The sequence below is a fragment of the Streptomyces sp. R-74717 genome (assembly GCF_047305335.1).
Classification (GTDB): domain Bacteria; phylum Actinomycetota; class Actinomycetes; order Streptomycetales; family Streptomycetaceae; genus Streptomyces; species Streptomyces atratus.
Genome location: NZ_CP102361.1, coordinates 7,345,214 through 7,369,843 on the forward strand (window position 1 = coordinate 7,345,214; position 24,630 = coordinate 7,369,843).

At 69.1% G+C, this 24,630-nt stretch carries 26 protein-coding genes; 16 read left to right on the forward strand and 10 right to left on the reverse strand.

Annotated features, from left to right (window positions below; genetic code table 11):
• Positions 1–4: 4 nt before the first annotated feature.
• Together NRF20_RS33635 and NRF20_RS33640 are read left to right on the forward strand one after the other, a co-directional pair.
• Positions 5–508 carry a PH domain-containing protein gene (locus NRF20_RS33635; protein WP_382947434.1) on the forward strand — a complete coding sequence of 168 codons (504 nt, stop codon included), beginning with the start codon at positions 5–7 and terminating at the stop codon, positions 506–508.
• Positions 505–2,076 carry a PH domain-containing protein gene (locus NRF20_RS33640; RefSeq protein WP_398632221.1) on the forward strand — a complete coding sequence of 524 codons (1,572 nt, stop codon included), beginning with the start codon at positions 505–507 and terminating at the stop codon, positions 2,074–2,076. Before NRF20_RS33635 ends, NRF20_RS33640 begins: the two co-directional genes overlap by 4 nt.
• Before the next feature lie 9 nt (positions 2,077–2,085).
• Here the strand turns inward: NRF20_RS33640 and NRF20_RS33645 are convergent, their stop codons facing one another.
• The 6 genes from NRF20_RS33645 to tkt form a co-directional block, all read right to left on the reverse strand.
• Positions 2,086–2,445: a VOC family protein gene (locus NRF20_RS33645; RefSeq protein WP_413753838.1), complete on the reverse strand. Its 360-nt coding sequence runs from the start codon at positions 2,443–2,445 to the stop codon at positions 2,086–2,088.
• A 78-nt stretch (positions 2,446–2,523) separates the two neighbouring features.
• On the reverse strand, positions 2,524–3,306 hold the full coding sequence (gene pgl, locus NRF20_RS33650) for a 6-phosphogluconolactonase (RefSeq protein WP_413753839.1): 783 nt from the start codon (positions 3,304–3,306) through the stop codon (positions 2,524–2,526).
• On the reverse strand, positions 3,303–4,316 hold the full coding sequence (gene opcA, locus NRF20_RS33655) for a glucose-6-phosphate dehydrogenase assembly protein OpcA (RefSeq protein ID WP_398632222.1): 1,014 nt from the start codon (positions 4,314–4,316) through the stop codon (positions 3,303–3,305). The genes pgl and opcA overlap by 4 nt, the downstream gene beginning before the upstream one ends.
• On the reverse strand, positions 4,313–5,845 hold the full coding sequence (zwf, locus tag NRF20_RS33660) for a glucose-6-phosphate dehydrogenase (RefSeq protein ID WP_266362272.1): 1,533 nt from the start codon (positions 5,843–5,845) through the stop codon (positions 4,313–4,315). Before zwf ends, opcA begins: the two co-directional genes overlap by 4 nt.
• A 5-nt stretch (positions 5,846–5,850) precedes the next feature.
• The gene (tal, locus tag NRF20_RS33665) at positions 5,851–6,969 is read right to left on the reverse strand and encodes a transaldolase (RefSeq protein ID WP_398632223.1); all 1,119 of its coding nucleotides are present in this window, start codon (positions 6,967–6,969) and stop codon (positions 5,851–5,853) included.
• 34 nt (positions 6,970–7,003) lie between these two features.
• Entirely contained in the window at positions 7,004–9,106 is a 2,103-nt protein-coding gene (gene tkt / locus NRF20_RS33670) for a transketolase (RefSeq protein WP_398632224.1), read from the reverse strand.
• A gap of 444 nt (positions 9,107–9,550) precedes the next feature.
• Between tkt and NRF20_RS33675 the strand changes: the two genes are divergently transcribed.
• On the forward strand, positions 9,551–10,504 hold the full coding sequence (locus NRF20_RS33675; RefSeq protein WP_266362278.1) for a heme o synthase: 954 nt from the start codon (positions 9,551–9,553) through the stop codon (positions 10,502–10,504).
• Positions 10,505–10,602: 98 nt separating this feature from the next.
• Positions 10,603–10,950, forward strand: coding sequence for a hypothetical protein (locus tag NRF20_RS33680; RefSeq protein WP_398632225.1), 348 nt, complete (start codon positions 10,603–10,605; stop codon positions 10,948–10,950).
• 106 nt (positions 10,951–11,056) lie between these two features.
• Here NRF20_RS33680 and NRF20_RS33685 read toward each other — a convergent pair whose 3' ends face one another.
• The 3 genes from NRF20_RS33685 to NRF20_RS33695 form a co-directional block, all read right to left on the reverse strand.
• On the reverse strand, positions 11,057–12,070 hold the full coding sequence (locus tag NRF20_RS33685) for a heme A synthase (protein ID WP_398632226.1): 1,014 nt from the start codon (positions 12,068–12,070) through the stop codon (positions 11,057–11,059).
• A gap of 76 nt (positions 12,071–12,146) precedes the next feature.
• Positions 12,147–12,914: an ABC transporter permease gene (locus tag NRF20_RS33690; protein WP_398632227.1), complete on the reverse strand. Its 768-nt coding sequence runs from the start codon at positions 12,912–12,914 to the stop codon at positions 12,147–12,149.
• Positions 12,911–13,837 (reverse strand): ABC transporter ATP-binding protein, encoded by a 927-nt coding sequence (locus tag NRF20_RS33695; RefSeq protein ID WP_413753840.1) that lies wholly within the window; start codon positions 13,835–13,837, stop codon positions 12,911–12,913. Before NRF20_RS33695 ends, NRF20_RS33690 begins: the two co-directional genes overlap by 4 nt.
• A 100-nt stretch (positions 13,838–13,937) precedes the next feature.
• On the opposite strand from NRF20_RS33695, the gene NRF20_RS33700 reads away from it, so the two are divergent.
• The 10 genes from NRF20_RS33700 to NRF20_RS33745 all read left to right on the forward strand — a co-directional run bounded on the left by NRF20_RS33700 (position 13,938) and on the right by NRF20_RS33745 (position 22,532).
• Positions 13,938–14,723 (forward strand): helix-turn-helix transcriptional regulator, encoded by a 786-nt coding sequence (locus tag NRF20_RS33700; RefSeq protein ID WP_398632327.1) that lies wholly within the window; start codon positions 13,938–13,940, stop codon positions 14,721–14,723.
• Complete coding sequence (sufB, locus tag NRF20_RS33705; RefSeq protein WP_093899511.1) at positions 14,720–16,141, forward strand: Fe-S cluster assembly protein SufB; 1,422 nt, start codon at positions 14,720–14,722, stop codon at positions 16,139–16,141. The genes NRF20_RS33700 and sufB overlap by 4 nt, the downstream gene beginning before the upstream one ends.
• A gap of 69 nt (positions 16,142–16,210) precedes the next feature.
• The gene (sufD, locus tag NRF20_RS33710; RefSeq protein WP_398632229.1) at positions 16,211–17,392 is read left to right on the forward strand and encodes a Fe-S cluster assembly protein SufD; all 1,182 of its coding nucleotides are present in this window, start codon (positions 16,211–16,213) and stop codon (positions 17,390–17,392) included.
• Positions 17,392–17,709, forward strand: a complete 318-nt coding sequence (locus NRF20_RS33715) for a bifunctional 3-phenylpropionate/cinnamic acid dioxygenase ferredoxin subunit (RefSeq protein WP_093899509.1) — start codon at positions 17,392–17,394, stop codon at positions 17,707–17,709. Before sufD ends, NRF20_RS33715 begins: the two co-directional genes overlap by 1 nt.
• 7 nt (positions 17,710–17,716) lie before the next feature.
• Positions 17,717–18,481 (forward strand): Fe-S cluster assembly ATPase SufC, encoded by a 765-nt coding sequence (gene sufC / locus NRF20_RS33720; protein WP_398632230.1) that lies wholly within the window; start codon positions 17,717–17,719, stop codon positions 18,479–18,481.
• Positions 18,478–19,734 (forward strand): cysteine desulfurase, encoded by a 1,257-nt coding sequence (locus NRF20_RS33725; RefSeq protein ID WP_266362297.1) that lies wholly within the window; start codon positions 18,478–18,480, stop codon positions 19,732–19,734. Before sufC ends, NRF20_RS33725 begins: the two co-directional genes overlap by 4 nt.
• A gap of 26 nt (positions 19,735–19,760) precedes the next feature.
• Positions 19,761–20,216, forward strand: a complete 456-nt coding sequence (sufU, locus tag NRF20_RS33730; RefSeq protein WP_389285356.1) for a Fe-S cluster assembly sulfur transfer protein SufU — start codon at positions 19,761–19,763, stop codon at positions 20,214–20,216.
• A complete protein-coding gene (locus NRF20_RS33735; protein ID WP_398632231.1) occupies positions 20,213–20,566 on the forward strand; it encodes a metal-sulfur cluster assembly factor in 354 nt (117 codons plus the stop codon). Before sufU ends, NRF20_RS33735 begins: the two co-directional genes overlap by 4 nt.
• Positions 20,567–20,707: 141 nt before the next feature.
• Positions 20,708–22,102 carry a hypothetical protein gene (locus tag NRF20_RS33740; protein ID WP_413753841.1) on the forward strand — a complete coding sequence of 465 codons (1,395 nt, stop codon included), beginning with the start codon at positions 20,708–20,710 and terminating at the stop codon, positions 22,100–22,102.
• Positions 22,103–22,166: 64 nt separating this feature from the next.
• The gene (locus NRF20_RS33745) at positions 22,167–22,532 is read left to right on the forward strand and encodes a VOC family protein (protein WP_398632233.1); all 366 of its coding nucleotides are present in this window, start codon (positions 22,167–22,169) and stop codon (positions 22,530–22,532) included.
• A 14-nt stretch (positions 22,533–22,546) separates the two neighbouring features.
• Here NRF20_RS33745 and NRF20_RS33750 read toward each other — a convergent pair whose 3' ends face one another.
• A complete protein-coding gene (locus tag NRF20_RS33750) occupies positions 22,547–23,650 on the reverse strand; it encodes a hypothetical protein (protein ID WP_398632234.1) in 1,104 nt (367 codons plus the stop codon).
• A gap of 110 nt (positions 23,651–23,760) precedes the next feature.
• Here NRF20_RS33750 and NRF20_RS33755 point away from each other — a divergent pair, with 110 nt between their 5' ends.
• Both NRF20_RS33755 and NRF20_RS33760 read left to right on the forward strand, forming a co-directional pair.
• Complete coding sequence (locus NRF20_RS33755) at positions 23,761–24,081, forward strand: DMT family transporter (RefSeq protein ID WP_093899538.1); 321 nt, start codon at positions 23,761–23,763, stop codon at positions 24,079–24,081.
• Positions 24,081–24,617 carry a TetR/AcrR family transcriptional regulator gene (locus NRF20_RS33760; RefSeq protein WP_398632235.1) on the forward strand — a complete coding sequence of 179 codons (537 nt, stop codon included), beginning with the start codon at positions 24,081–24,083 and terminating at the stop codon, positions 24,615–24,617. Before NRF20_RS33755 ends, NRF20_RS33760 begins: the two co-directional genes overlap by 1 nt.
• The last annotated feature ends 13 nt before the right edge of the window (positions 24,618–24,630 follow it).

The following is a 24,630-nucleotide window of genomic DNA, read 5'->3' on the forward strand; positions in this document are numbered from 1 at the left end:
GCCGATGACCACGGGGGAGCGGACGGTGCGGCTGAGGCCGCCGAACAACACACTGGACCCGAGGGCCGTCGGCTGGTGGCGGGCCCAGTGGCTGCTGCTGACCGCGGTGCCGGTGGTCGTGCTGGCCGTGCTGGGCGCGTTCATCGAGCCCGCCCGGTTCTGGCTGCTGCTGCCCGCCGCGATCCTCGCGGTCCTCGGCATCGGCTGCGCCGTCCTCTTCCCCCTCTGGTGGTTCCGTACCCATCGCTGGGAGGTCACCGACGAAGCGGTGTACGTCAGAACCGGCGTCCTGAGGCAGGAGTGGCGGATCGCCCCGATGTCCCGGATCCAGACCGTGGACACCGTGCGCGGCCCGCTCGAACAGCTCTACCGGCTCGCCACGGTCACCGTGACCACGGCATCGTCCAAGGGCGCGGTGCGGATCGAGGGACTGGGCCACGAACTGGCGGCCGAGCTGGCCGAGCGGCTGACTCGGATCACCCAGGAAACCCCCGGGGACGCCACATGAGCTCCGAGGCGGCCGTTGCCCCGGGCGCCGAGGGCGAGGGCGGCGTCACCGGTCCCGAGGCGGCCAACGCTGCCGACTGGCGGCGGCTGGACCGGCGTACGGTCCTCGTCAGCGCACTCGTCACGGCCGGGGTGGCGGCCGGTGCGGCCGTGCCCACCACGCTCGGCCTCTCGGGACGGTTCGGGTTCGGGCACGCGGTCGCCTGGGTGCTGGCCGGTGCGATCGTGCTGATCGGCTGTGCCGCGGCCGGCGACTACGTACGGTGGCGCCGCACCCGCTACCGCATCGGCGCCGAACGGGTCGAGCTCCACACCGGACTGCTGCTGGTCAAGAAGCGCTCACTGGCCCGGACACGCATCCGCAGCGTCGACCTCACCGCCCATCTGCTGCAACGGGTCCTCGGCCTGGTCACCGTCCGCATCGGAACCGGCGAGCACGCCGGCAACGAATCCACCCTGGAGCTCGACCCGGTCCCCAGGTCCGAGGGCGAACGGCTCCGCCTCGAGCTGTTGGAACGTGCAGCCACCGGCACCCCGGGCACTCACCGCGAGGGCGAGCTCGCCGCCCTCGACCCGCGCTGGATCCGCTACGCACCGGTCTCCTTCGTCGCCCCCGCGCTCGGCGGTGCGGCGGCCGGTGCGGTGATGCAGGTCAGCGACTGGTTCGGGGCCCAGGGACAGGTGATCGACTGGATCGGCGACCGGTTCCGGGACACCTCACTGCTCGCCATGATCGTGATCCTCGCCGTCGCCGCGGTGGCCGCCGGTGTCGTCGGCGCGCTCGGCCTGTGGGTCGAGATGTGGTGGAGCTACCGGCTGGAGCGCGAACCCGGCGGCACGCTGCGCATCCGGCGCGGCCTGCTGACCTCCCGGTCCGTCTCCATCGAGGAGCGGCGGCTGCGCGGCGTCGACCTCGTCGAACCGCTCGGCATCCGGCTGTTCGGCGCAGCCCGGGTCGACGCGATCACCACCGGACTGGCCAAGGACGACGAGGAGCAGCACGGCGACCACAACACCCTGCTGCCCGCCGCGCCCCGGCCCGTCGCCGACACGGTCGCCGCCGACGTCCTGCGCGAGACCACGTCCCCGACCGGCGCCCCGCTGACCGGGCACCCCCTCGCGGCCCGCGGCCGCCGGCTGCGCCGGGCGTTCTGGGCCACCGCCGCGCCCGTACTCGTCCTGGCCCTCCTGGGTGTGCTGCTGACACCCGTCCTGCTCCGGATCGCGTTCGCCTGTGCCGTCGTGGGGCTGCCCGTCGGGGTGTTCCTCGCCCGGGACGCGTACCGCGGCCTGGGACACGCCATCAGCGGCGACTACCTGGTGGTCCGGTCCGGCACGGTCCGGCGCTCGACCGCCGCGCTGGAACGGGCCGGTGTCATCGGCTGGACGGTCAGGCAGACGTACTTCCAGCGGCGGTCCGGGGTGCTGAGCCTGACCGCGACGACGGCCGCCGGAGCGGGCGCGTACACGGCGTACGACGTGGATGCGAGCGAGGGCCTCGACTTCGCGTCCGAGGCCGTCCCCGGCCTGCTGGAGCCCTTCCTGGAGCGCACCCAGCCGGCCCGGTGACCGCGACGGTCAGCCGTGTGTGGTGTCGATGACGCAGAACCTGTTGCCCTCGGTGCCGGCGAGCACCACGAAATCCGGGTCGTCCGGGTACAGTTCCCGGTCGACCCGCGCCGCGCCGAGTGCGACCAGCCGGTCCACCTCGGCGTCCTGCTCCTCGGTGTACAGGTCGAGATGGACCCGGGGGATCTCCTGCACCGGCGTATCGCTCCGCCCCAGGGACAGCCCGACGCCGTGTCCATCGGCCGGGACCAGCACCACCCAGTCGTCCTGCAAGGGCTCGCGCTCCACATGGCCGAGCGCCGCCTTCCAGAAGGCCGCCGCGCGCCGTACGTCCGACGCACCCATCACCACGGTTCCGATACGCACCATGGGCCGAGCCTTTCACACCGCAGGCCCGGCCGCTCCGAGGAGCGAACCGGGCCTGCGTGCAACGGTACTGACGACCACTCAGGGAGAGGCCGGCGGATACAGCGTGCGCGGCAGCCGCGAGGCCGCCGCCGCGTCCAGCAGCCACAGGGTGCGGCTGCGTCCGTACGCACCGGCTGCCGGGGCCTGGATCTCCCCGGCGCCCGAGAGCGCGATCTCCGCGGCCTCCGCCTTGTCCTCGCCCGCGGCGAGCAGCCACACCTCGCGCGCCGCCCGGATCGCGGGCAGCGTGAGCGAGATGCGGGTGGGCGGCGGCTTGGGAGCGCCGTGCACGCCGACGACGGTGCGCTCGGTCTCCCGTACCGCGGGCAGCTCCGGGAAGAGCGACGCGACATGCGTGTCCGGGCCGACGCCCAGCATCAGCACATCGAACGTCGGCACCGGACCGTGGTCCTCCGGACCGGCCGCCGCGGCCAGTTCACCGGCGTACGCGGCCGCTGCCGCGTCGGCGTCGTTGCCGCAGGGGCCGTCCGAAGCGGGCATCGCGTGCACCCGGGACGGGGTCAGCGGCACCGAGGCCAGCAGGGCCTCGCGGGCCTGCGTGACATTGCGCTCCGGATCACCCTCCGGCAGGAACCGCTCGTCGCCCCACCACAGGTCGAGCCGCGACCAGTCGATCGCGTCCCTGGCGGGCGCGTCGGCGAGTGCGGCCAGCAGGCCGTTGCCGTTGCGCCCGCCGGTGAGCACCACCGAGGCGTGACCGCGCGCGGCCTGGGCGTCCACGATCTTCGTGATCAGCCGGGCCGCGGCGGCCTGCGCCATCAGCTCCTTGTCGCGGTGCACGACAAGCTGAGGAGCACTCACTTCGTCGCCGCCTTCCTGGCCGCGGTCTTCTTCGCGGTGGCAGGGGCGGCAGCGGGGGCGGGCGCGGCCGGCTTCGGCTCCGCCGGTCCGCCGAGCTTCTCCACGCCGAACTTCACCGTCGCCTCGTAGGTGTTGTCCGGGTCCAGGCGCCGCAGCTCCTCGGCGAGGAGCTCGGCGGTGTCCCGCCGCTTGAGCGCCACCGCACGGTCCGGCTGGCCCTGCATCGAGAGCGTGGCCAGCGAACCGTCCGGCCGGTCCAGGACGATGACGCCGTTCTTGGTCTGCATCCGCACGGCCGTCAGACCGGGGCCGGCGGACTGGGTGCGCTCCACCGGAACCTTGAGCCGGTCAGCGAGCCACATGGCGAGCAGCTCGCAGCTCGGGTTCTCCGACTCGCCCTCGACCGTCGCCGAGACGACCTCGACCTGCTGCTGGTCGAGCGCGGCCGCCAGCATCGAGCGCCACGGCGTGATGCGGGTCCAGGACAGATCGGTGTCGCCCGGGGAGTACGACCGGGCGCGCACCGCGAGTTCGTCACCCGGGTTCTCCGCCGAGTACGCATCCGTGATCCGGCGCTGGGCGAGCGCGCCCAGCGGGTCCTTCGCCGGATCGTCGGGGGCGCCCTCGGGCCACCAGACCACGACCGGGGCGTCCGGCAGCAGCAGCGGCAGGACCACCGACTGGGCGTGGTTGGCCAGCTCGCCGTGGAGACGCAGGACGACGGTCTCGCCGGTGCCCGCGTCGGAGCCGACCCGCACCTCGGCGTCGAGCCGGGCGTCCCGGCGGCTGCGCGGCGAGCGGCTGACCCGCTTGATCACCGCGATGATCCGAGAGGGGTGTTCGCGCGAGGCGTCGCCGGCCGACTTGAGGGCGTCGTACGCGTTCTCCTCGTCGGTGACGATGACCAGGGTCAGCACCATGCCGATGGCCGGGGTGCCGAGGGCACGGCGGGCCGACACCAGCGCCTGGTTGATCTTGCTGGAAGTGGTTTCCGTGAGATCGATCTTCATGGCCGGCGCCAGCTCCGTCCGTCTCGTGCAAGCATCTCGTCCGCCTCGGCCGGGCCCCAGGTGCCCGCCTGGTACTGCGCGGGCTTGCCGTGCTTGTCCCAGTACTCCTCGATCGGGTCGAGGATGTTCCAGGAGAGTTCGACCTCCTGGTGCCGCGGGAAGAGGTTGGCGTCACCGAGCAGCACATCGAGGATGAGCCGCTCGTACGCCTCCGGGCTGGACTCCGTGAAGGACTCGCCGTACGCGAAGTCCATCGTGACGTCCCGGACCTCCATCGAGGTGCCCGGCACCTTGGAGCCGAACCGCACGGTCACTCCCTCGTCCGGCTGGACCCGGATGACCAGGGCGTTGCCGCCCAGCTCCTTGGTGGCGCCGGATTCGAAGGGGAGATACGGGGCGCGCTTGAACACGACCGCGATCTCCGTGACCCGGCGGCCGAGCCGCTTGCCGGTACGGAGGTAGAACGGTACGCCCGCCCAGCGGCGGTTGTTGATCGTCAGCTTGATCGCGGCGTAGGTGTCGGTCTTCGACTTGGGGTCGATGCCGTCCTCTTCGAGGTAGCCGGGGACTTCCTCGCCGCCCTGCCAGGCGTGCGCGTACTGACCGCGCACGGTGTGCTTGCCGAGGTCCTCCGGCAGCTCCACCGCCGTGAGCACCTTGAGCTTCTCGGCGACCAGGGCCTTCGGGTGGAAGGAGCCGGGCTCCTCCATCGCGGTCAGCGCCAGCAGCTGGAGCAGGTGGTTCTGGATGACGTCACGAGCGGCGCCGATGCCGTCGTAGTAGCCGGCCCGGCCGCCGATGCCGATGTCCTCGGCCATCGTGATCTGGACGTGGTCGACGTAACTCCGGTTCCAGATCGGTTCGAACATCGTGTTGGCGAACCGCAGCGCCAGGATGTTCTGGACCGTCTCCTTGCCCAGGTAGTGGTCGATCCGGAAGACCTCGTTGGGCGGGAAGACGTCGTGCACGATCTGGTTGAGCTCCTGCGCGCTCTTCAGGTCGTGGCCGAAGGGCTTCTCGATGACGGCACGCCGCCAGGAGCCCTCCTTCTGGTCGGCGAGCCCGTGCTTCTTGAGCTGCTGGACGACCTTGGGGAAGAACTTCGGCGGCACGGACAGGTAGAAGGCGAAGTTGCCTCCCGTGCCCTGTTCCTTGTCGAGTTCCTGGATCGTGGCCTTCAGTGTCTCGAAGGCCTCGTCGTCGTCGAAGTTGCCCTGGACGAAGCGCATCCCCTGGATGAGCTGCTGCCAGACCTCTTCGCGGAACGGCGTACGGGCGTGCTGCTTGACGGCGTCGTGGACCTCCTGTGCGAAGTCCTCGTCGTGCCACTCGCGGCGCGCGAAACCGATGAGGGAGAAGCCCGGCGGCAGCAGGCCGCGATTGGCCAGGTCGTAGACGGCGGGCATCAGCTTTTTACGGGACAAATCGCCCGTGACGCCAAAGATCACCAGGCCCGACGGTCCCGCGATGCGCGGGAGCCGTCGGTCCTGGGGGTCACGAAGCGGGTTGGCTCCGGGAACACCAGACAAGGTGGTCAGCCCTCCGAAGGGGCGAGGCGCTTGAGCTCCGCCTCGGTCGAGTTGAGCAGGTCGATCCAGGACGCCTCGAACTTCTCGACGCCCTCGTCCTCGAGAAGCTGGACGACATCGTCGTAGGAGATCCCGAGCTTCGCGACGGCGTCGAGCTCGGCACGTGCCTGCTCGTAGGTGCCGGCGATGGTGTTGCCCGTGATCTGCCCGTGGTCCGCCGTGGCGTCCAGGGTGGCCTCGGGCATGGTGTTCACCGTGCCGGGGGCGACCAGGTCGTCGACGTACAGGGTGTCCTTGTACGCGGGGTCCTTGACACCGGTCGAGGCCCACAGCGGACGCTGCTTGTTGGCGTGCGCCTTGTCCAGGGCGGCCCAGCGGTCCGACGAGAAGACCTCCTCGAAAGCCTGGTAGGCGAGCCGGGCGTTGGCGAGAGCTGCCTTGCCCTTGAGCGCCTTGGCCTCCGGGGTGCCGACCGCGTCGAGCCGCTTGTCGATCTCGGAGTCCACGCGGGACACGAAGAACGAAGCCACCGAGTGGATCTTGGAGAGGTCCAGGCCCGCGGCCTTCGCCTTCTCCAGGCCCGCCAGGTAGGCGTCCATGACCTCGCGGTAGCGCTCCAGCGAGAAGATCAGCGTGACATTGACGCTGATGCCCTTGCCGATGACCTCGGTGATCGCCGGGAGACCGGCCTTCGTCGCCGGGATCTTGATGAGCGTGTTGGGCCGGTCCACCAGCCAGGCCAGCTGCTTGGCCTCGGCGACCGTGGCATCGGTGTGGTGGGCCAGGCGCGGGTCGACCTCGATGGAGACCCGGCCGTCCTGGCCGTCCGTGGCGTCGAAGACAGGACGCAGGATGTCCGCGGCGTCCCGTACATCGGCCGTCGTGATCATGCGGATGGCCTCGTCGACGGTGACCTTGCGGGTGGCGAGGTCGGTGAGCTGCTGCTCGTAACCGTCGCCGTGCGAGATCGCCTTCTGGAAGATCGACGGGTTGGTGGTGACGCCCACGATGTGCTGCTCGTCGATCAGCTCGGCAAGGTTGCCCGAGGTGATCCGCTTGCGCGACAGGTCATCGAGCCAGATCGCCACGCCCTCGTCGGAGAGGCGCTTGAGTGCGTCTGTCATGAGAATTGCATCTCCTACTAGTCGTATAACGGCGTCAGCGTGTGGCGGCGGCGAGAGATTCCCGCGCGGCGGCGGCGACGCGCTCGCCCGTGAAGCCGAACTCGCGGAAGAGGACCTTGGCGTCGGCGGAAGCACCGAAGTGCTCCAGCGAGACGATCCGGCCGGCGTCTCCGACGTACCGGTGCCAGGTCAGACCGATACCGGCCTCGACCGCGACCCGGGCCTTCACGGACGGCGGCAGAACACTGTCCTTGTAAGCCTGGTCCTGCTCCTCGAACCACTCGACCGACGGCATCGAGACCACACGGGTCGGGATACCGGCGGCCTGCAGCTCCTCGCGCGCCTCGACGGCGAGGTGCACCTCGGAGCCCGTACCGATCAGGAGGACCTGGGGCGGCGTGTTCTGCCCTTCGGGCCCTTCGGCCTCGAAGAGCACGTAGCCGCCCTTGGCCGCGTCCTCGTTCGCCTCGTAGGTCGGCACGCCCTGGCGGGTCAGCGCCAGACCGTGCGGGGCTCCCTTGCCGAACACCTTGGTGTGGCGGCGCAGGATCTCGCGCCAGGCGATAGAGGTCTCGTTGGCGTCGGCCGGGCGGACGATGTTCAGACCCGGGATGGCGCGCAGCGAGGCCAGGTGCTCCACCGGCTGGTGGGTCGGGCCGTCCTCGCCGAGACCGATCGAGTCGTGCGTCCACACGTGGGTCACCGGCAGGTGCATCAGCGCGGACAGGCGCACGGCGTTGCGCATGTAGTCGGAGAAGACCAGGAAAGTGCCGCCGTAGATGCGCGTGTTGCCGTGCAGCGCGATGCCGTTCATGGCCGCGGCCATGGCGTGCTCGCGGATACCGAAGTGGATCGTGCGGCCGTACGGGTCCGCGCCGGGCAGCGGGTTGCCCGTCGGGAGGAACGACGACGTCTTGTCGATCGTGGTGTTGTTCGAGCCCGCGAGGTCGGCGGAGCCGCCCCAGAGCTCGGGGATGACCTCGCCGAGCTGCTGGAGCACCTTGCCGGAGGCGGCGCGGGTGGCGACGCTCTTGCCCGGCTCGAAGACCGGAAGCTTGTCCTCCCAGCCCGTGGGCAGCTCGCCCGCGGAGATCCGGTCGAACTCGGCGGCGCGCTCAGGGTTGGCGGTGCGCCAGGCGGCGAACGCCTTCTCCCATTCGGCCTTGGCCTCGCGGCCGCGGTCCAGCGCCTCACGGGTGTGGGAGATGACCTCGTCGGAAACCTCGAAGGACTTCTCCGGGTCGAAGCCGAGGACCTTCTTCGTCGCGGCGACCTCTTCGTCACCGAGCGCAGATCCGTGCGAGGCCTCGGTGTTCTGGGCGTTCGGGGCGGGCCAGGCGATGATCGAGCGGGCCGCGATGAACGACGGGCGCTCGGTCTCGGCCTTGGCGGCCTGCAGCGCCTTGTACAGACCCGCCGGGTCCAGGTCGCCGCTGGGCAGCTGGTCGACGCGCTGGACGTGCCAGCCGTACGCCTCGTACCGCTTCAGGGTGTCCTCGGAGACCGCGGTCTCCGTGTCGCCCTCGATGGAGATGTGGTTGTCGTCCCACAGCAGGACCAGGTTGCCGAGCTTCTGGTGCCCGGCCAGCGAGGACGCCTCCGCGGAGATGCCCTCCTGGAGGCAGCCGTCGCCGGCGATGACCCAGACCATGTGGTCGAACGGGGAGGTGCCGGGGGCCGCCTCCGGGTCGAACAGGCCACGCTCGTAGCGGGCGGCCATTGCCATGCCCACCGCGTTGGCGACGCCCTGGCCCAGCGGCCCCGTGGTCGTCTCGACGCCGGTGGTGTGGCCGTACTCCGGGTGACCGGGGGTCTTCGAGCCCCAGGTGCGGAAAGCCTTGAGGTCATCGAGCTCCAGGCCGTAGCCGGCCAGGTAGAGCTGGATGTAGAGGGTCAGGCTGCTGTGACCCGCAGAGAGCACGAACCGGTCGCGACCGGTCCACTCCGCGTCGGCGGGGTCGTGCCGCATCACCTTCTGGAAGAGGGTGTACGCGGCGGGAGCCAGGCTCATCGCCGTGCCCGGGTGGCCGTTTCCGACCTTCTGTACGGCGTCGGCGGCAAGGACGCGGACAGTGTCCACGGCCCGCTGGTCCAATTCGGTCCACTGGAGGTCTGTGGTGGTCGGCTTGGTGCTCACCCTGAGTCAGGGCTCCTCTCCACTGTTGTAAACCGGTGACTGTGACCGCACCGGGCGTTGTCGAGCCTACCCCCGTCGGAACGAGCATTTTCCGGCTGCTTTCCAGGGTGCAGGCGGCCCGCGGAGTTCGCCTCCCGTATGAGCGCAACGGCTCACTTATGCGCTACTCCGATGAGCGCGTGCCCCCACCTATGGGCCCTTCGATGAGCGCTTCCGGCTGCGCCCGGGCCCTCCGGCGAGCGCATCCCCCCACCTCTGTGCCACCCCGGTGAGCGAGGCCCCTCATACGCCACTCCAATGAGCGTGTCCCCTTACTTCTGCGCCGCTTCAACACGACCCACCCCCGCGAAGGGCGGCCTGTCCCCAACGTCTACAGTGGTCTGGTTCGCGCAAGTCTTTACCGGGCCTTCACGCCCGGAGCTTGCTGGGATTTCTCTGTCAGGGGTGTGCGTGACGGCCGTCGAGTCCCGACCCGCAGGGGTCGCCTTGACTCCCAGCCCAGGGGGCCATCGCCCGTTCGGGGCCCGTGTCAAGGCATTCGTGGCGTTGACCAAGCCTCGGATCATCGAGCTGTTGCTGATCACCACTGTTCCGGTGATGTTCCTGGCCGCTCAGGGTGTACCCGATCTGTGGCTCGTTCTCACCACCACCATCGGGGGATATCTCTCCGCGGGCGGTGCCAATGCACTGAACATGTACATCGACCGCGACATCGACGCGTTGATGGACCGTACGTCGCAGCGTCCGCTGGTCACCGGCATGGTGAGCCCGCGTGAGTGCCTGGCCTTCGGGTTCGCCCTCGCGGTGATCTCCACGCTCTGGTTCGGACTGCTCGTCAACTGGCTGTCGGCCGCGCTCGCACTCGGTGCGCTGCTGTTCTACGTCGTCGGATACACGCTGCTGCTGAAGCGCCGCACCTCGCAGAACATCGTCTGGGGTGGCATCGCGGGCTGCATGCCGGTCCTCATCGGCTGGTCCGCCGTGACCAACTCGATGTCCTGGGCAGCGGTCATCCTCTTTGCCGTGATGTTCTTCTGGACGCCGCCGCACTACTGGCCGCTGTCCATGAAGGTGAAGGACGACTACGCCCGGGTGGGCGTCCCGATGCTCCCGGTCATCGCCTCCAACCGGGTGGTGGCCCGCCAGATCGTCATCTACAGCTGGGTGATGGTCGCCGTCTCACTGCTGCTGACCCCGCTCGGCTACACCGGCTGGTTCTACACGGCGGTGGCGCTGCTGACCGGCGGATTCTGGCTCTGGGAGGCGCACGGTCTGCTCAACCGGGCCAAGGCCGGGGTGACCGGCGGGAAGCTCAAGGAGATGCGGCTGTTCCACTGGTCGATCACCTATGTCTCGCTGCTCTTCGTCGCCGTGGCGGTCGACCCCTTTCTGAGGTAGTCCCGCTTCATCGATTCCTGCCGACGGGCGGGGTACGTGGTCCATGCCACGTGCCCCGCCCGTCGCCAGTCGATCTACCCATCGGTAGCATCCTGAGCATGGCAGAGACCCAGGTTGAGAGCGGCAAGCAGGCGGCCCGCGCGGAGCGCAGGGCGGCGAAGCTCGCCAAGCAGATCGGCGCCTTCTCCAAGGCACACGGCGGTGCGGAGGGACAGCTCGCCTACATCGGGCAGATGGGCACTCGCATCGTTCTCGTGGGCGAGGACGGCGGCTGGGGCGATCTGGTCGCCCCGTCGTACGCGATCGCCGAGAGCGCCACTCAGAAGGCCGGCATCACGATGCACGAGTCCTTCGACGGGGAGTTCGCCGCGAAGGTCCACACCGGCCCGTACGAGTGGACGCGGATGGCCGGCATTCAGCTGGGCGGCCCCTCCAACAAGGCCTGACCGAACGGACCCTCATACGTCGATCGCCGGACGGGCCTGGGAATTCAGGCCCGTCCGGCGATCGACGTATGAGGGCGGCCATCGGGCGCCCGGGGCTCTCCCGCGCTCAGCGAGCCGCGGCGGGCTCCGGCTGCTCGGCAGCAGGACCGGGCACCGCGGCGCCGGCCATCGGGCGCTCACGCAGCGACAGCAGCACCCGCACGACCGCGATCCACACCAGGCACGAGCCGAACATGTGCAGGCCGACGAGGATCTCCGGGGTGTCCGTGAAGTACTGGACGTAACCGATCACGCCCTGCCCCAGCAGCACCAGGAAGAGATCACGGGCGCGGTGGAGCGGACCGACCGGCGCGTCCACGGCCTTCAGCACGAACCAGAGAGCGACGGTCAGCGCCACCACGGCCCAGGCCAGATCGGCGTGCAGCTGCGTGATCATCTTCCAGTCGATCGGAATGCGGTGGACGTCGCTGGAGTCACCCGCGTGCCGTCCGGCGCCCGTGACGACCGTGCCGACCGCGATCAGTAGCCCCGCCACGACCACGAGCAGCCAGGTCAGCTGGGACACCGCCTTGCCCACCAGCGGACGGGGCGCCGCGTCGCCCTCACGGACCCGCTGCCAGGTCACCAGCGCGACGGTGAGCAGCGCCGTGGTGAGCAGGAAGTGCGCCGCGACGGTGTACGGGTTGAGGCCGACCAGCACCACGATGCCGCCGAGCACCGCGTTGCCCATAACGACCCAGAACTGCACCCAGCCGAGCCGGGTGAGGCTGTGCCGCCAGGGTTTCGCGGACCGGGCGGCGATGATCGCCCACCCGACCGCCGCGCACAGGACGTACGTCAGCATCCGGTTGCCGAACTCGATGGCGCCGTGCAAGCCCATCTCGCTCGTCGCCGTCAGGCTCTCGTCGGTGCATTTGGGCCAGGTCGGGCAGCCGAGGCCGGAACCGGTCAGGCGTACCGCGCCGCCGGTCATGACGATCACCACGGCCATCACGACGGCCGACATGGCGGCACGGCGCACCGTGCGGGGGGACGGAGTCCATCGCTCGGCGATGTAGAGGAGCGGGTTCCGCGCGGCTTGAGCGACTTCGGCTCGGGTCAGCTTGGGCACGCGCACCATCGTAGGCGGCGGCTTGTGCAAGCTTTCACGAGGGGGACGAGTTACCTCGAATCGTCGACGGAGCGCGTCCGACGGCTCACTCCCAGCGGAAGAACTTCGCCGCCGCGCCCAGCCCGAGCACCGCCCACACCACGAGGACGCCGAGGTCGCTCCACGGCATCGACGCGCCGTGCTGGAGCACATCCCGCAGTCCGTCCGACAGCGCCGCGATCGGCAGCAGCCCCAGCACCGACTGCACCGCGTCCGGGAACTTGTCCAGCGGCACGATCACCCCGCCGCCGACCAGCAGCAGCAGAAAGACCAGATTGGCCGCGGCGAGCGTCGCCTCCGCCTTCAGCGTCCCGGCCATCAGCAGCCCGAGCCCGGAGAAGGCCGCGGTGCCGAGCACGAGCAGCATCAGGACGGCGAAGGGGTTGCCGTGCGGCGACCAGCCGAGCGCGAACGCGATCACCGTGAGCAGGACCACCTGCAGCACCTCGGTGACCAGTACCGCAAGCGTCTTGGCGGTCATCAGCGCCCAGCGGGGCAGCGGCGAGGCACCGAGCCGCTTGAGCACCCCGTACCGCCGCTCGAAACCGGTGGCGATGGCCTGGCCCGTGAAGGCCGTGGACATCACGGCGAGCGCGAGAATGCCAGGCGTCAGGAAATCGACGGACCTGCCCGCCCCCGTGTCCACGATGTCGACCGCACTGAACAGCACCAGCAGCAGCGTCGGGATGATCACGGTCAGCAGCAGCTGCTCGCCGTTGCGCAGCAGCATCCGTGTCTCCAGCGCGGTCTGCGCGGTGATCATGCGGGACAGCGGAGCGGCGCCCGCCTGCGGGATGTACGTACCGGCGCTCATGCGCGCAGCTCCTTGCCGGTCAGTTCCAGGAAGACGTCCTCCAGGGTGCGACGCTCCACGGAGATGCCGGACGGCATCACTCCGTGCTGCGCGCACCAGGAGGTGACGGTGGCCAGCAGCTGCGGGCCGACGTCGCCGGTGATGCGGTACGTGCCGGAAGTGAGCTCGGCCGCTTCCGTGCCGTCGGGCAGTGCCTTCAGGAGGGAGCCGAGGTCGAGACCGGGGCGGCCGGTGAAGCGCAGGGTGTTCTCGGCGCCGCCGCGGCAGAGCGTCTCGGGGCTGCCCTGGGCGATGACCTTGCCCGCGTCGATGACGGCGACGTCGTCGGCGAGCTCTTCGGCCTCGTCCATGAAGTGCGTGGTGAGGATGACCGACACGCCGTCGGCCCGCAGCTCCCGTACGAGATCCCAGGTGGAGCGGCGGGCCTGTGGGTCCAGGCCGGCGGTCGGCTCGTCCAGGAAGACCAGTTCGGGGCGGCCGACGACGGCCATCGCCAGGGCGAGCCGCTGCTGCTGGCCGCCGGAGAGCCGGCGGTAGGTAGTACGGCCGCAGCTGCCGAGGCCGAGGCGTTCGATCAGGGCGTCGACATTCAGCGGATCGGCGTGGAGTTTCGCCATGTGGCGGAGCATCTCGTCGGCGCGTGCACCGGAGTAGACGCCGCCCGACTGGAGCATCACGCCGATCCGGGGGCGGAGCTTCGCGGCGTCGGCGACCGGGTCGAGGCCGAGGACCCGTACCGTCCCGTCATCCGGGCGGCGGTAGCCCTCGCAGGTTTCTATGGTGGTGGTCTTGCCGGCGCCGTTGGGGCCGAGGACGGCGGTGACCGCACCGGTGCGTACACACAGGTCGAGGCCGTCCACAGCGGTCTTGGGGCCGTACCGCTTCACCAGGTTCCTGACCTGTACGACGGGCTCGCTCTTCATGGCCGGTAAGTCTAGGCAGGGGCGGGAAGGGCCCGTCTCCCGGGGCCGAATTAGGTAACCCTAAGTGATGGACGGCACCGTAGATCGTTTCGGACCGCGGTTGTCAGGGCCCGATGAATTACGCAACAATGGCGTTGTGAAATACGGCGAGGCCAAGCGGGAGTCACCGCAGGAGGAACTCGCGACCGGCGAGCGCTCGACGCGCAACCGGGTCGCGCGCTCCATCCTGGACCACGGCCCGTCCACCGTTGCCGAGCTCGCGAAGCGCTTGGGCCTCACCCAGGCCGCGGTCCGCCGCCATCTCGACGCCCTCGTCTCCGACGGCGTCGTCGAAGCCCGCGAACAGCGGGTGTACGGGGCGCGGACCCGTGGCCGCCCGGCCAAGGCGTTCGCCCTCACCGACTGCGGACGGGACGCCTTCGACCAGTCCTACGACAAGCTCGCCGCGGACGCGCTGCGCTGGATCGCCGAGACCTCGGGCGACGAAGCGGTCGTCGCTTTCGCCCGGGCCAGGATCGCGGCCCAGTCCGAGGCGTACCGCACGGCGATCGAGGCCGCGGATCCCGCGGCGCGCACCGAGGCGCTGGCCAAGGCCTTGTCGGCCGACGGGTACGCTGCTACGGCGCGAAGCGCGCCCGGCCCGCAGCGGGGCGAGCAGCTGTGCCAGCACCACTGCCCGGTCGCTCATGTCGCCGAGCAGTATCCGCAGCTGTGCGAGGCGGAGACGGAGTTCTTCTCCAGCCTCCTCGGGACGCATGTGCAGCGTCTGGCCACCATCGCCCACGGCGACGGTGTGTGTACGACGTACATTCCGCGCAGCGGCCACTCAGCACCACAGACCACCAATTCAGCATCTGCAAGCACGGCCGGGAGGAACCCCGCATGACGCTCCCTACGGAGACTGCCCACCCTGAGCTCGAGGGTCTGGGTACGTACGAATTCGGCTGGGCCGACTCCGACGCGGCAGGCGCCGCAGCCAAGCGCGGGCTCTCCGAGGATGTCGTCCGCGACATCTCGGCGAAGAAGAACGAGCCCGAGTGGATGCTGAAGCTGCGCCTCAAGGGCCTCAGGCTGTTCGACAAGAAGCCCATGCCGAACTGGGGCTCCGACCTGTCGGGCATCGACTTCGACAACATCAAGTACTTCGTGCGGTCCACGGAGAAGCAGGCGGAGTCCTGGGAGGACCTGCCCGAGGACATCAAGAACACCTACGACAAGCTCGGCATCCCGGAGGCGGAGAAGCAGCGCCTGGTCGCCGGTGTCGCCGCGCAGTACGAGTCCGAGGTCGTCTACCACCAGATCCGTGAGGACCTGGAGGAGCAGGGCGTCATCTTCCTCGACACCGACACCGCGCTGAAGGAGCACCCGGAGCTCTTCAAGGAGTACTTCGGCACCGTCATCCCGGTCGGCGACAACAAGTTCGCCTCGCTGAACTCGGCCGTGTGGTCCGGTGGCTCGTTCATCTACGTGCCCAAGGGCGTCCGCGTCGACATCCCGCTGCAGGCCTACTTCCGTATCAACACGGAGAACATGGGCCAGTTCGAGCGGACGCTGATCATCGTCGACGAGGACGCCTACGTCCACTACGTCGAGGGCTGCACCGCGCCGATCTACTCCTCCGACTCGCTGCACTCCGCGGTCGTCGAGATCATCGTGAAGAAGGGCGGCCGCTGCCGCTACACGACGATCCAGAACTGGTCGAACAACGTCTACAACCTGGTCACCAAGCGCGCTGTGGCCTACGAGGGCGCGACCATGGAGTGGGTCGACGGCAACATCGGCTCCAAGGTCACCATGAAGTACCCGGCCGTCTACCTGATGGGCGAGCACGCCAAGGGCGAGACCCTGTCCATCGCCTTCGCGGGCGAGGGCCAGCACCAGGACGCCGGCGCCAAGATGGTCCACATGGCGCCGAACACCTCCTCCAACATCGTCTCCAAGTCGGTGGCGCGAGGCGGCGGCCGTACCTCCTACCGCGGCCTGATCGAGATCGGTGAGGGCGCGCCGGGTGCGAAGTCCAACGTCCTCTGTGACGCACTGCTGGTCGACACGATCTCGCGCTCCGACACCTACCCGTACGTCGACGTCCGCGAGGACGACGTGTCGATGGGGCACGAGGCGACCGTCTCCAAGGTCTCCGAGGACCAGCTCTTCTACCTGATGAGCCGCGGTCTGACGGAGTTCGAGGCGATGGCGATGATCGTGCGCGGCTTCGTCGAGCCGATCGCGAAGGAGCTGCCGATGGAGTACGCCCTCGAGCTCAACCGGTTGATCGAGCTGCAGATGGAGGGCTCGGTCGGCTAACAGGGCCTAGCACAGCCTGACGACCGAATCCCCCGACTTTTGACAGAGAAAGCGAGCACTACGACAGCCATGGCTGAGGCTCAGAACATTCCGGCGGGGTCCACCACCACCGGGTCCATCGCGGTGGCCGCCGAGTCGACCGTCGCCACGCGCATGAGCGCGCCCCCGTCCTTCGACGTCGCGGACTTCCCGGTCCCGCACGGCCGTGAGGAGGAGTGGCGGTTCACGCCGCTGGAGCGGCTGCGCGGGCTGCACGACGGCACGGCCGTTGCCACCGGTGGCGCCGTCAAGGTCGCCGTGGAGGCCCCCGAGGGCGTCACGGTCGAGACCGTCGGCCGCGACGACGCCCGGCTCGGGAAGGCCGGCACCCCGGTGGACCGCGTCGCCGCCCAGGCGTACACGTCCTTCGAGCAGGCTTCCGTCGTCACGGTCGCCAAGGAGGCCGTGCTCACCGAGCCGATCCGCATCGCGGTGCACGGCGAGGGCGGCGTGGCCTACGGCCACCAGGTCGTCGAGCTGGGTGCCTTCGCCGAGGCCGTCGTCGTCATCGACCACACCGGTGACGCGGTGCTCGCCGCCAACGTGGACTACGTCCTCGGTGACGGCGCGAAGCTCACCGTCGTCTCCGTGCAGGACTGGGACGAGACCGCCGTCCACGTCGGCCAGCACAATGCGCTGGTCGGCCGGGACGCCTCGTTCAAGTCGATCGTCGTCACCTTCGGCGGTGACCTCGTCCGTCTCCACCCGCGCGTCAGCTACGCGGGCACCGGCGGCGAGGCCGAGCTCTTCGGCCTGTACTTCACCGACAAGGGCCAGCACCAGGAGCACCGCCTCCTGGTCGACCACAACACCCCGCACTGCAAGTCCAACGCCGCCTACAAGGGCGCGCTCCAGGGCGACGGCGCACACGCGGTGTGGATCGGTGACGTACTCATCCAGGCCAGGGCCGAGGGCACCGACACCTACGAGATGAACCGCAACCTCGTCCTCACGGACGGCGCGCGGGTCGACTCGGTGCCGAACCTGGAGATCGAGACCGGCGAGATCGTCGGCGCCGGTCACGCCTCCGCGACCGGCCGCTTCGACGACGAGCAGCTCTTCTACCTGATGTCCCGCGGCATCCCGGCCGAGGAGGCCCGTCGGCTCGTCGTGCGCGGCTTCTTCGCCGAGCTCGTCCAGCAGATCGGTCTGCCGGACGTCGAGGCGCGGCTGCTCGACAAGATCGAGACCGAGCTGAAGGCTTCCGTCTGATGGCCTTCGTCAAAGCCTGTGCGCTGAGTGAGCTGGAGGACGACACCCCGAAGCGGGTGGAGCTCGACGGCATCCCGGTGTCCGTCGTCCGTACCGAGGGCGAGGTGTTCGCGATCAACGACATCTGCTCGCACGCGAACGTCTCACTGTCCGAGGGTGAGGTCGAGGACTGCATGATCGAGTGCTGGCTGCACGGCTCCAGCTTCGACCTCCGCACCGGCAAGCCGTCCGGCCTTCCCGCGACGCGCCCCGTCCCCGTATACCCCGTCAAGATCGAAGGGGACGATGTGCTCGTCTCCGTCACCCAGGAGTCCTGAGTCACCCATGGCAACGCTTGAAATCCGCGACCTGCACGTCTCCGTCGAGGCCGACCACGCCACGAAGGAGATCCTCAAGGGCGTCGACCTGATCGTGAAGCAGGGCGAGACCCACGCCATCATGGGCCCCAACGGGTCCGGCAAGTCCACCCTTGCGTACTCCCTCGCAGGTCACCCCAAGTACACGATCACCCGTGGTTCGGTGACCCTGGACGGTGAGGACGTCCTGGAGATGACCGTCGACGAGCGCGCCCGCGCCGGTCTGTTCCTCGCGATGCAGTACCCGGTCGAGATCCCCGGTGTCTCGGTCTCCAACTTCCTGCGTACCTCCGCCACCGCCGTCCGCGGCGAGGCGCCCAAGCTGCGTACCTGGGTGAAGGAGGTCAAGGAGACGATGTCCCAGCTCCAGATGGACCCGGCGTTCGCCGAGCGCAACGTCAACGAGGGCTTCTCCGGCGGTGAGAAGAAGCGCCACGAGATCCTTCAGCTGGAGCTCCTCAAGCCGAAGGTCGCGATCCTCGACGAGACCGACTCCGGTCTGGACGTCGACGCCCTGCGCATCGTCTCCGAGGGCGTCAACCGGGTCCGCGAGACCGGCGAGGTCGGCACCCTGCTGATCACGCACTACACGCGGATCCTCCGCTACATCAAGCCCGACTTCGTGCACGTCTTCGCCAACGGCCGCATTGCCGAGTCCGGCGGCGCCGAGCTCGCCGACAAGCTGGAGAACGAGGGCTACGAGGCATATGTGAAGGGTGGCGCTTCCGCGTGACACAGCTGCCGGGCCTCCTCGACACCGAGGCGATCCGCAAGGACTTCCCCCTGCTGGATCGTACGGTCCACGACGGGAAGAAGATTGTTTACCTGGACAGTGCGGCGACCTCGCAGAAGCCGCGCCAGGTGCTCGACGCTCTCAACGAGTACTACGAGCGGCACAACGCCAATGTGCACCGCGGTGTGTACACGGTCGCGGAGGAGGCCACGGCGCTGTACGAGGGCGCCCGTGACAAGATCGCCGCGTTCATCAACGCGCCCAGCCGCAACGAGGTGATCTTCACCAAGAACGCCTCCGAGTCGCTCAACCTCGTGGCCAACATGCTCGGCTGGGCCGATGAGCCCTACCGGGTGGACCACGACACCGAGATCGTCACCACGGAGATGGAGCACCACTCCAACATCGTGCCGTGGCAGCTGCTCTCGCAGCGCACCGGCGCGAAGCTGAAGTGGTTCGGCATCACCGACGACGGCCGCCTCGACCTGTCCAACATCGACGAGATCATCACGGAGAAGACGAAGATCGTCTCCTTCACCCTGGTCTCGAACATCATGGGCACGATCAACCCGGTCGAGAAGATCATCCGCCGTGCCCAGCAGGTCGGCGCGCTGGTCTGCATCGATGCCTCGCAGGCCGCCCCGCACATGGTGCTCGACGTGCAGGCGCTGCAGGCGGACTTCGTGGCCTTCACCGGTCACAAGATGGTCGGCCCGACCGGCATCGGCGTGCTCTGGGGACGGCAGGAGCTCCTGGAGGACCTGCCGCCGTTCCTCGGTGGCGGCGAGATGATCGAGACCGTGTCGATGCACTCGTCGACGTACGCTCCCGCGCCGCACAAGTTCGAGGCCGGTACGCCTCCGATCGCCCAGGCCGTCGGCCTCGGCGCGGCCGTGGACTACCTCTCGGCGATCGGCATGGAGAAGATCTACCAGCACGAGCACGCGATCACCGAGTACGCGGTGAAGCGGCTCCTGGAGGTCCCGGACCTCAGGATCATCGGTCCTGCGACGGCCGAGGATCGCGGCGCCACGATCTCCTTCACGCTCGGTGACATCCACCCCCACGACGTGGGCCAGGTACTCGACGAGCAGGGCATCGCGGTCCGGGTCGGACACCACTGCGCACGGCCGGTCTGCCTGCGGTTCGGAATTCCTGCGACGACGCGAGCGTCGTTCTATCTGTACTCCACGCCCGCCGAGGTCGACGCCCTGGTGGACGGTCTGGAACACGTACGGAACTTTTTCGGTTAATAGGCACAGCGGCTGAGGGTTGACTGGTGAAGCTTGATTCCATGTACCAGGAAGTGATCCTGGACCACTACAAGCACCCCCACGGGCGCGGCCTGCGGGACGGCGACGCCGAGGTGCACCACGTCAACCCGACGTGCGGCGACGAGATCACTCTCCGGGTGAAGTACGACGGCGAGACCATCGCCGATGTGTCGTACGAGGGTCAGGGCTGTTCCATCAGCCAGGCCAGCGCATCCGTGCTGAACGACCTGTTGGTCGGCAAGGAGCTGGGCGAGGCGCAGAAGATCCAGGAGGCCTTCCTGGAACTGATGCAGTCGAAGGGCCAGCTGGAGCCGGACGACGCGATGGAGGAGGTACTGGAGGACGCGGTCGCGTTCGCCGGTGTCTCGAAGTACCCGGCCCGGGTCAAGTGCGCGCTACTGAGCTGGATGGCGTGGAAGGACGCGACGGCGAAAGCGCTGTCCGAAGGGAAGACGGCATGAGCGAGAACACGGTGACATCCAACGAGGGCCTGACGGCCAAGCCGGCCTCCGAGGAGGAGGTCCGCGAGGCCCTGTACGACGTCGTCGACCCCGAGCTGGGCATCGACGTCGTCAACCTGGGCCTGATCTACGGCATCCACATCGATGACGCCAACATCGCCACCCTCGACATGACCCTGACGTCCGCGGCCTGCCCGCTGACCGATGTCATCGAGGACCAGGCGAAGTCCGCGACCGACGGCATCGTCAGCGAGCTGCGGATCAACTGGGTCTGGATGCCGCCGTGGGGCCCGGACAAGATCACGGACGACGGGCGCGAGCAGCTGCGCGCGCTCGGCTTCAACGTCTGAGCCATCCGCACCACCGAACGGCCCCCGGCTTCTTCCGGGGGCCGTTCGGCGTTGTTCGTCTGCTGTACGCATGATGTGTCTTTGCTGTTGGTGCGGGAACCGCAACCTACTCCTCGACATCACGCCGACGAGAGGCACGCTGTGTTGCATCAGCTTTCGCTCCAGAACCGCCGGGCGGCCGCCGCCGCGGGCGGTGTTCTCGTGCTTGCCGCTCTGGGGGTCACCCCCCCCGCACACGCTGCGAGTTACGGAACGCCGACGATCGGGCTCTCGGTCTCCTATCTCTCCGGAGCCGTCGGTGCGACCGGTGACCCCGTGGTCACCGTCACCGTCGCGCAGAGCGGCGCCGATGTCACCGCGCTCGGTGTGGCGGCGTCCGCCAGCTCCAAGCCGTCCGTCGCCACAACCGGTGATGTGACCGTGACGGGGACCGGTGCCACCCGGCAGCTCACGGTCGCCGCGCACGCGCGCGGCTACACGGACCTCACGATCAAGGTCACCGGGCTCGGCGGCAAGACCGCCACCAGGACGCTGCACTACGCAGCGTCCGCCGCCGTGCGGAACTCCGCAGACACGCGCTACCTCACCGGGTCCTCGGACGCCTCGGCCGCCGTCGATGTCGGCGGCGGGTACGCGGTCGTGGCCGACGACGAGTCCAACGCGCTGCGGCTGTACAGCCGTTCGGCATCCGGTGCGCCCGTGAGGAGCTGGGACGTCGGCTCGGCGCTCGGAGCGGACAAGGAGATCGACATCGAGGGCGCGGCCCGGGTCGGGAACACCATCTACTGGACCGGTTCGCTCGGCAACAACAAGGACGGCGAGTACAAGTCCGACCGCAACACCGTCTTCACCACGACGGTGACCGGGTCGGGCGCCGCCACCCAGCTGACGGTCGGCGGCTCGTACAAGAAGCTCCGTGACGACCTCGTCGCCTGGGACAAGGCGAACGGCAACCGGTACGGTTTCGCCGCGGGGACGGCGGACGGTGAAGCACCCAAGCAGATCGACGGGTTCAACATCGAGGGCCTGGAGTTCGCGCCCGGCTCGACGACCACCGCGTACCTCGGCTTCCGGGCGCCCCTCGTGCCGCCGAAGGAAGGGGGCAAGGCCCTGATCGTGCCTGTCACCAACTTCGACAAGGTGGCCGGCAGCGGGGCGAAGGCGGTCATCGGTACGCCGATCGAGCTGGACCTCGGCGGGCTCAGCATCCGGGACATCCGCAAGAACGCCGCCGATCAGTATCTGATCGTGGCCGGCTCCTGGGCGGCCGACGACAACTCCGACCCGTACGCCCTCTACACATGGGACGGCGTCGCCGCACACGCGCCGGTCAAGCGGGCCGATCTGCCGACCGCCGACCCGGGCGGCTGGGAGGCCGTCGTCGACGTTCCGGACCTGACGGTTCCGGGCGCCCGGGCGCAGCTGATCACGGACGCGGGATCGGCCGATCTCTACGGGGACGGCACGGAGGCGAAGGACCTCGACCACGCCGAGTGGAAGAAGTCCCGGGCCGTCTGGTTCACCGTCGGCGGCTGACGCAACGGGCGGCTTCGCGATTCGATGTGGTGAACGGCCATGCCCGCCAGGCAGACTGGCGGGCATGGCCGTTTCCTTTTACAGCATCGTCGTCGACACCCACGATCTTCCGTCGCTCGCCCGCTTCTGGTGTCAAGTGCTCGACTGGAAGGTGCTCTTCGAGGCCGACGACGAAATCGTCATCGGCGCCGACAAGTCCGCGGTTCCCGGTATCACCTTCGTCCCCGTGCCGGAGAAGAAGACAGTCAAGAACCGGCTGCACATCGACCTCGCCCCGGACGACCAGGCCGTCGAGGTCGAGCGCGTCATCGGGCTCGGGGCACGGCGGGTGGAGATCGGGCAGGGCGCGGATGTGAGCTGGGTGGTGCTGGCGGACCCGGAGGGGAACGAGTTCTGTGTGCTGAGCCCGAAGAACTCGCTCATCGACTGAGGCCCCTGGGGGCCCTAGGGGCCGTACTGCGGCGGTACGGCTGCCGCCTCGGCGAGGACCGGGCCCAGGTTCTCCGTACGCATGCGCCGGTCGACGTAGAGGAGTCCGGTCACCAGCTGCGGGAACGTTGCCGAGACGAGCTGACCGATCAGCTGTCCCAGCAGGAGGATCACCACATAGCCGCTCATCGCGAAGACGATCGACGCGGGGTTCGGGTCGTCGTCCAGGGTCGAGCCCCCGATGATCCCGGAGAACATGCCGAGGAACGAGAACGGGATCTGGATGACGTAGTTCGCCACCGCCGCCATGGCGAAGGCCAGCAGGCTGATCCCGAAGATCCGCCACCAGTCGCCGCGCACCAGCTGCGACGAGCGGCGCAGTGCCGCCACAGGGCGCTGCCCCTCGAAGACCACGGCCGAGGGGGCCAGGCTGAATTTAACCCAGAGCCAGGCCGCCACGGGCGCGGTGGCCAGGGCGCCCAGGAAACCGAGCGAGGTCCACACCACGGCGCCGGCCCCGTCCGCCAGTGTGATCGCGCCGATCATGAGGGCGAGGAAGCCGATCAACGCCAGCACCACCGGGATCATCGCGATCAGGGCCGTCAGGATCACCGTTCCGATCAACGCCGGCACGCGGGCCCAGGCCCGGCGCCAGATGACGGAGAAGGTGGTCGGCCTGCCCAGTACTGCCTCCTGCAGGACCGCGGGAACGGCCGCGTACATCATGGCTGTGCTGATCATGAGTGCCGCCATGGCGACCAGCCAGACGGCGCCGAGGGCGATCAGTACCGGTGTGAGGTCCGTCGACGACGGGTCCTCCTCGGCGCTGAGCGAGATGAGCCGGCGCAGATGGTCACTGACCGCGGAGTACGCGATCAGGGCCGCCGCCCCCGCGACGATCAGCGCCCCGCCGTACACGGCCACACCGATGCCGAACAGCTGCTTCCAGTAGCGCCCCATCGCGCTGAAGGCGCCGCCGAGTATGTCCCCGAGCTTCAGGGGTGCCAGCGGTATCACTCCGGGCTTCGGCGGCGGCATCCAGCCGCCCCACCCCGGTGGCCCTCCGTACGGTGCTCCGCCGTACGGCGGACCGCCGCCCCACCCTGCGTCCTGCGCCACTGCTGCTCCGTTGTGTTGTCGTCCTGTGTGCTGGTCGGGACACCGTAGCGTCCCGGATGGCGCAAAGCTGCCGTACTGTGGTGCGAACAGCGATGCGTACACTCGTACACATGGGATATGGACTGCTCGCCGCGGCGATCGCGGCGGAAGTGGCCGGCACGACGGCCATGAAATACAGCGAGGGCTTCACCCGGCTCTGGCCCTCGCTCATCACCGTCGCGGGCTATCTCATAGCCTTCACGCTGCTCGCCCAGACGTTGAAGACGCTGTCGATGGGCACCGCCTATGCCATCTGGGCCGGGATCGGGACCGCTGCGGTCGCCGCCATCGGCATCCTCTTCATGGGGGAGTCCGGCAATCCGGTCAAGCTGGCGGGCATAGCGCTGGTCATCGCCGGAGTGGTGGTGCTGAATCTGGGAGGGGCCCACTGATGACACGCCGTTACGACCCCGAGCGGCGCGGCCGCATCATCGATGCCGCGATCCGGGTGGTCGGCGCCAAGGGCATCGCGGGGCTCAGTCACCGCTCCGTCGCGGCCGAGGCCGATGTGCCGCTCGGTTCGACGACGTATCACTTCGCCTCGCTGGACGAGCTGTTGATCGCGGCCCTGCGCCGGTCGAACGAGAACTTCGCCGAGGTCATGCGGGAGTGCGGGGCCCTGGCCGACCCGGCCTCCGACCTCGCCGGGGAACTGGCCGGGCTGCTGGGGGATTACTTCTCCGGTGGGCGCGGGCGGGCCGAGCTGGAGTACGAGCTGTACCTCGCCGCGCTCCGCAGACCCGCGTTGCGGCCCGTCGCCGCCGAATGGACCGACGGCACGGCCGAGTTGCTGTCCCGGCGGACCGATCCGGCCACGGCGAGGGCGCTGATCGCGCTCATGGACGGGATCTGTCTGCAGGTGCTGCTCACCGGCGGGGAGTACGACGAGGCGTATGCGCGGGAGATGCTGGGGCGCGTCGCCGGCTGATGGCCCCGCCCTC

What these genes read in the sequence shown, in the direction of transcription:
- NRF20_RS33635 (WP_382947434.1), top strand. Translation starts at nt 5, where the DNA reads ATGACCACGGGGGAGCGGACGGTGCGGCTGAGGCCGCCGAACAACACA.
- NRF20_RS33640 (WP_398632221.1), top strand. Translation starts at nt 505, where the DNA reads ATGAGCTCCGAGGCGGCCGTTGCCCCGGGCGCCGAGGGCGAGGGCGGC.
- NRF20_RS33645 (WP_413753838.1), bottom strand. Translation starts at nt 2,445, where the DNA reads ATGGTGCGTATCGGAACCGTGGTGATGGGTGCGTCGGACGTACGGCGC.
- opcA (WP_398632222.1), bottom strand. Translation starts at nt 4,316, where the DNA reads ATGAAGATCGATCTCACGGAAACCACTTCCAGCAAGATCAACCAGGCG.
- tal (WP_398632223.1), bottom strand. Translation starts at nt 6,969, where the DNA reads ATGACAGACGCACTCAAGCGCCTCTCCGACGAGGGCGTGGCGATCTGG.
- NRF20_RS33680 (WP_398632225.1), top strand. Translation starts at nt 10,603, where the DNA reads ATGGCAGAGACCCAGGTTGAGAGCGGCAAGCAGGCGGCCCGCGCGGAG.
- NRF20_RS33685 (WP_398632226.1), bottom strand. Translation starts at nt 12,070, where the DNA reads ATGGTGCGCGTGCCCAAGCTGACCCGAGCCGAAGTCGCTCAAGCCGCG.
- NRF20_RS33690 (WP_398632227.1), bottom strand. Translation starts at nt 12,914, where the DNA reads ATGAGCGCCGGTACGTACATCCCGCAGGCGGGCGCCGCTCCGCTGTCC.
- NRF20_RS33695 (WP_413753840.1), bottom strand. Translation starts at nt 13,837, where the DNA reads ATGAAGAGCGAGCCCGTCGTACAGGTCAGGAACCTGGTGAAGCGGTAC.
- sufB (WP_093899511.1), top strand. Translation starts at nt 14,720, where the DNA reads ATGACGCTCCCTACGGAGACTGCCCACCCTGAGCTCGAGGGTCTGGGT.
- sufD (WP_398632229.1), top strand. Translation starts at nt 16,211, where the DNA reads ATGGCTGAGGCTCAGAACATTCCGGCGGGGTCCACCACCACCGGGTCC.
- NRF20_RS33715 (WP_093899509.1), top strand. Translation starts at nt 17,392, where the DNA reads ATGGCCTTCGTCAAAGCCTGTGCGCTGAGTGAGCTGGAGGACGACACC.
- sufC (WP_398632230.1), top strand. Translation starts at nt 17,717, where the DNA reads ATGGCAACGCTTGAAATCCGCGACCTGCACGTCTCCGTCGAGGCCGAC.
- NRF20_RS33735 (WP_398632231.1), top strand. Translation starts at nt 20,213, where the DNA reads ATGAGCGAGAACACGGTGACATCCAACGAGGGCCTGACGGCCAAGCCG.
- NRF20_RS33745 (WP_398632233.1), top strand. Translation starts at nt 22,167, where the DNA reads ATGGCCGTTTCCTTTTACAGCATCGTCGTCGACACCCACGATCTTCCG.
- NRF20_RS33755 (WP_093899538.1), top strand. Translation starts at nt 23,761, where the DNA reads ATGGGATATGGACTGCTCGCCGCGGCGATCGCGGCGGAAGTGGCCGGC.
- NRF20_RS33760 (WP_398632235.1), top strand. Translation starts at nt 24,081, where the DNA reads ATGACACGCCGTTACGACCCCGAGCGGCGCGGCCGCATCATCGATGCC.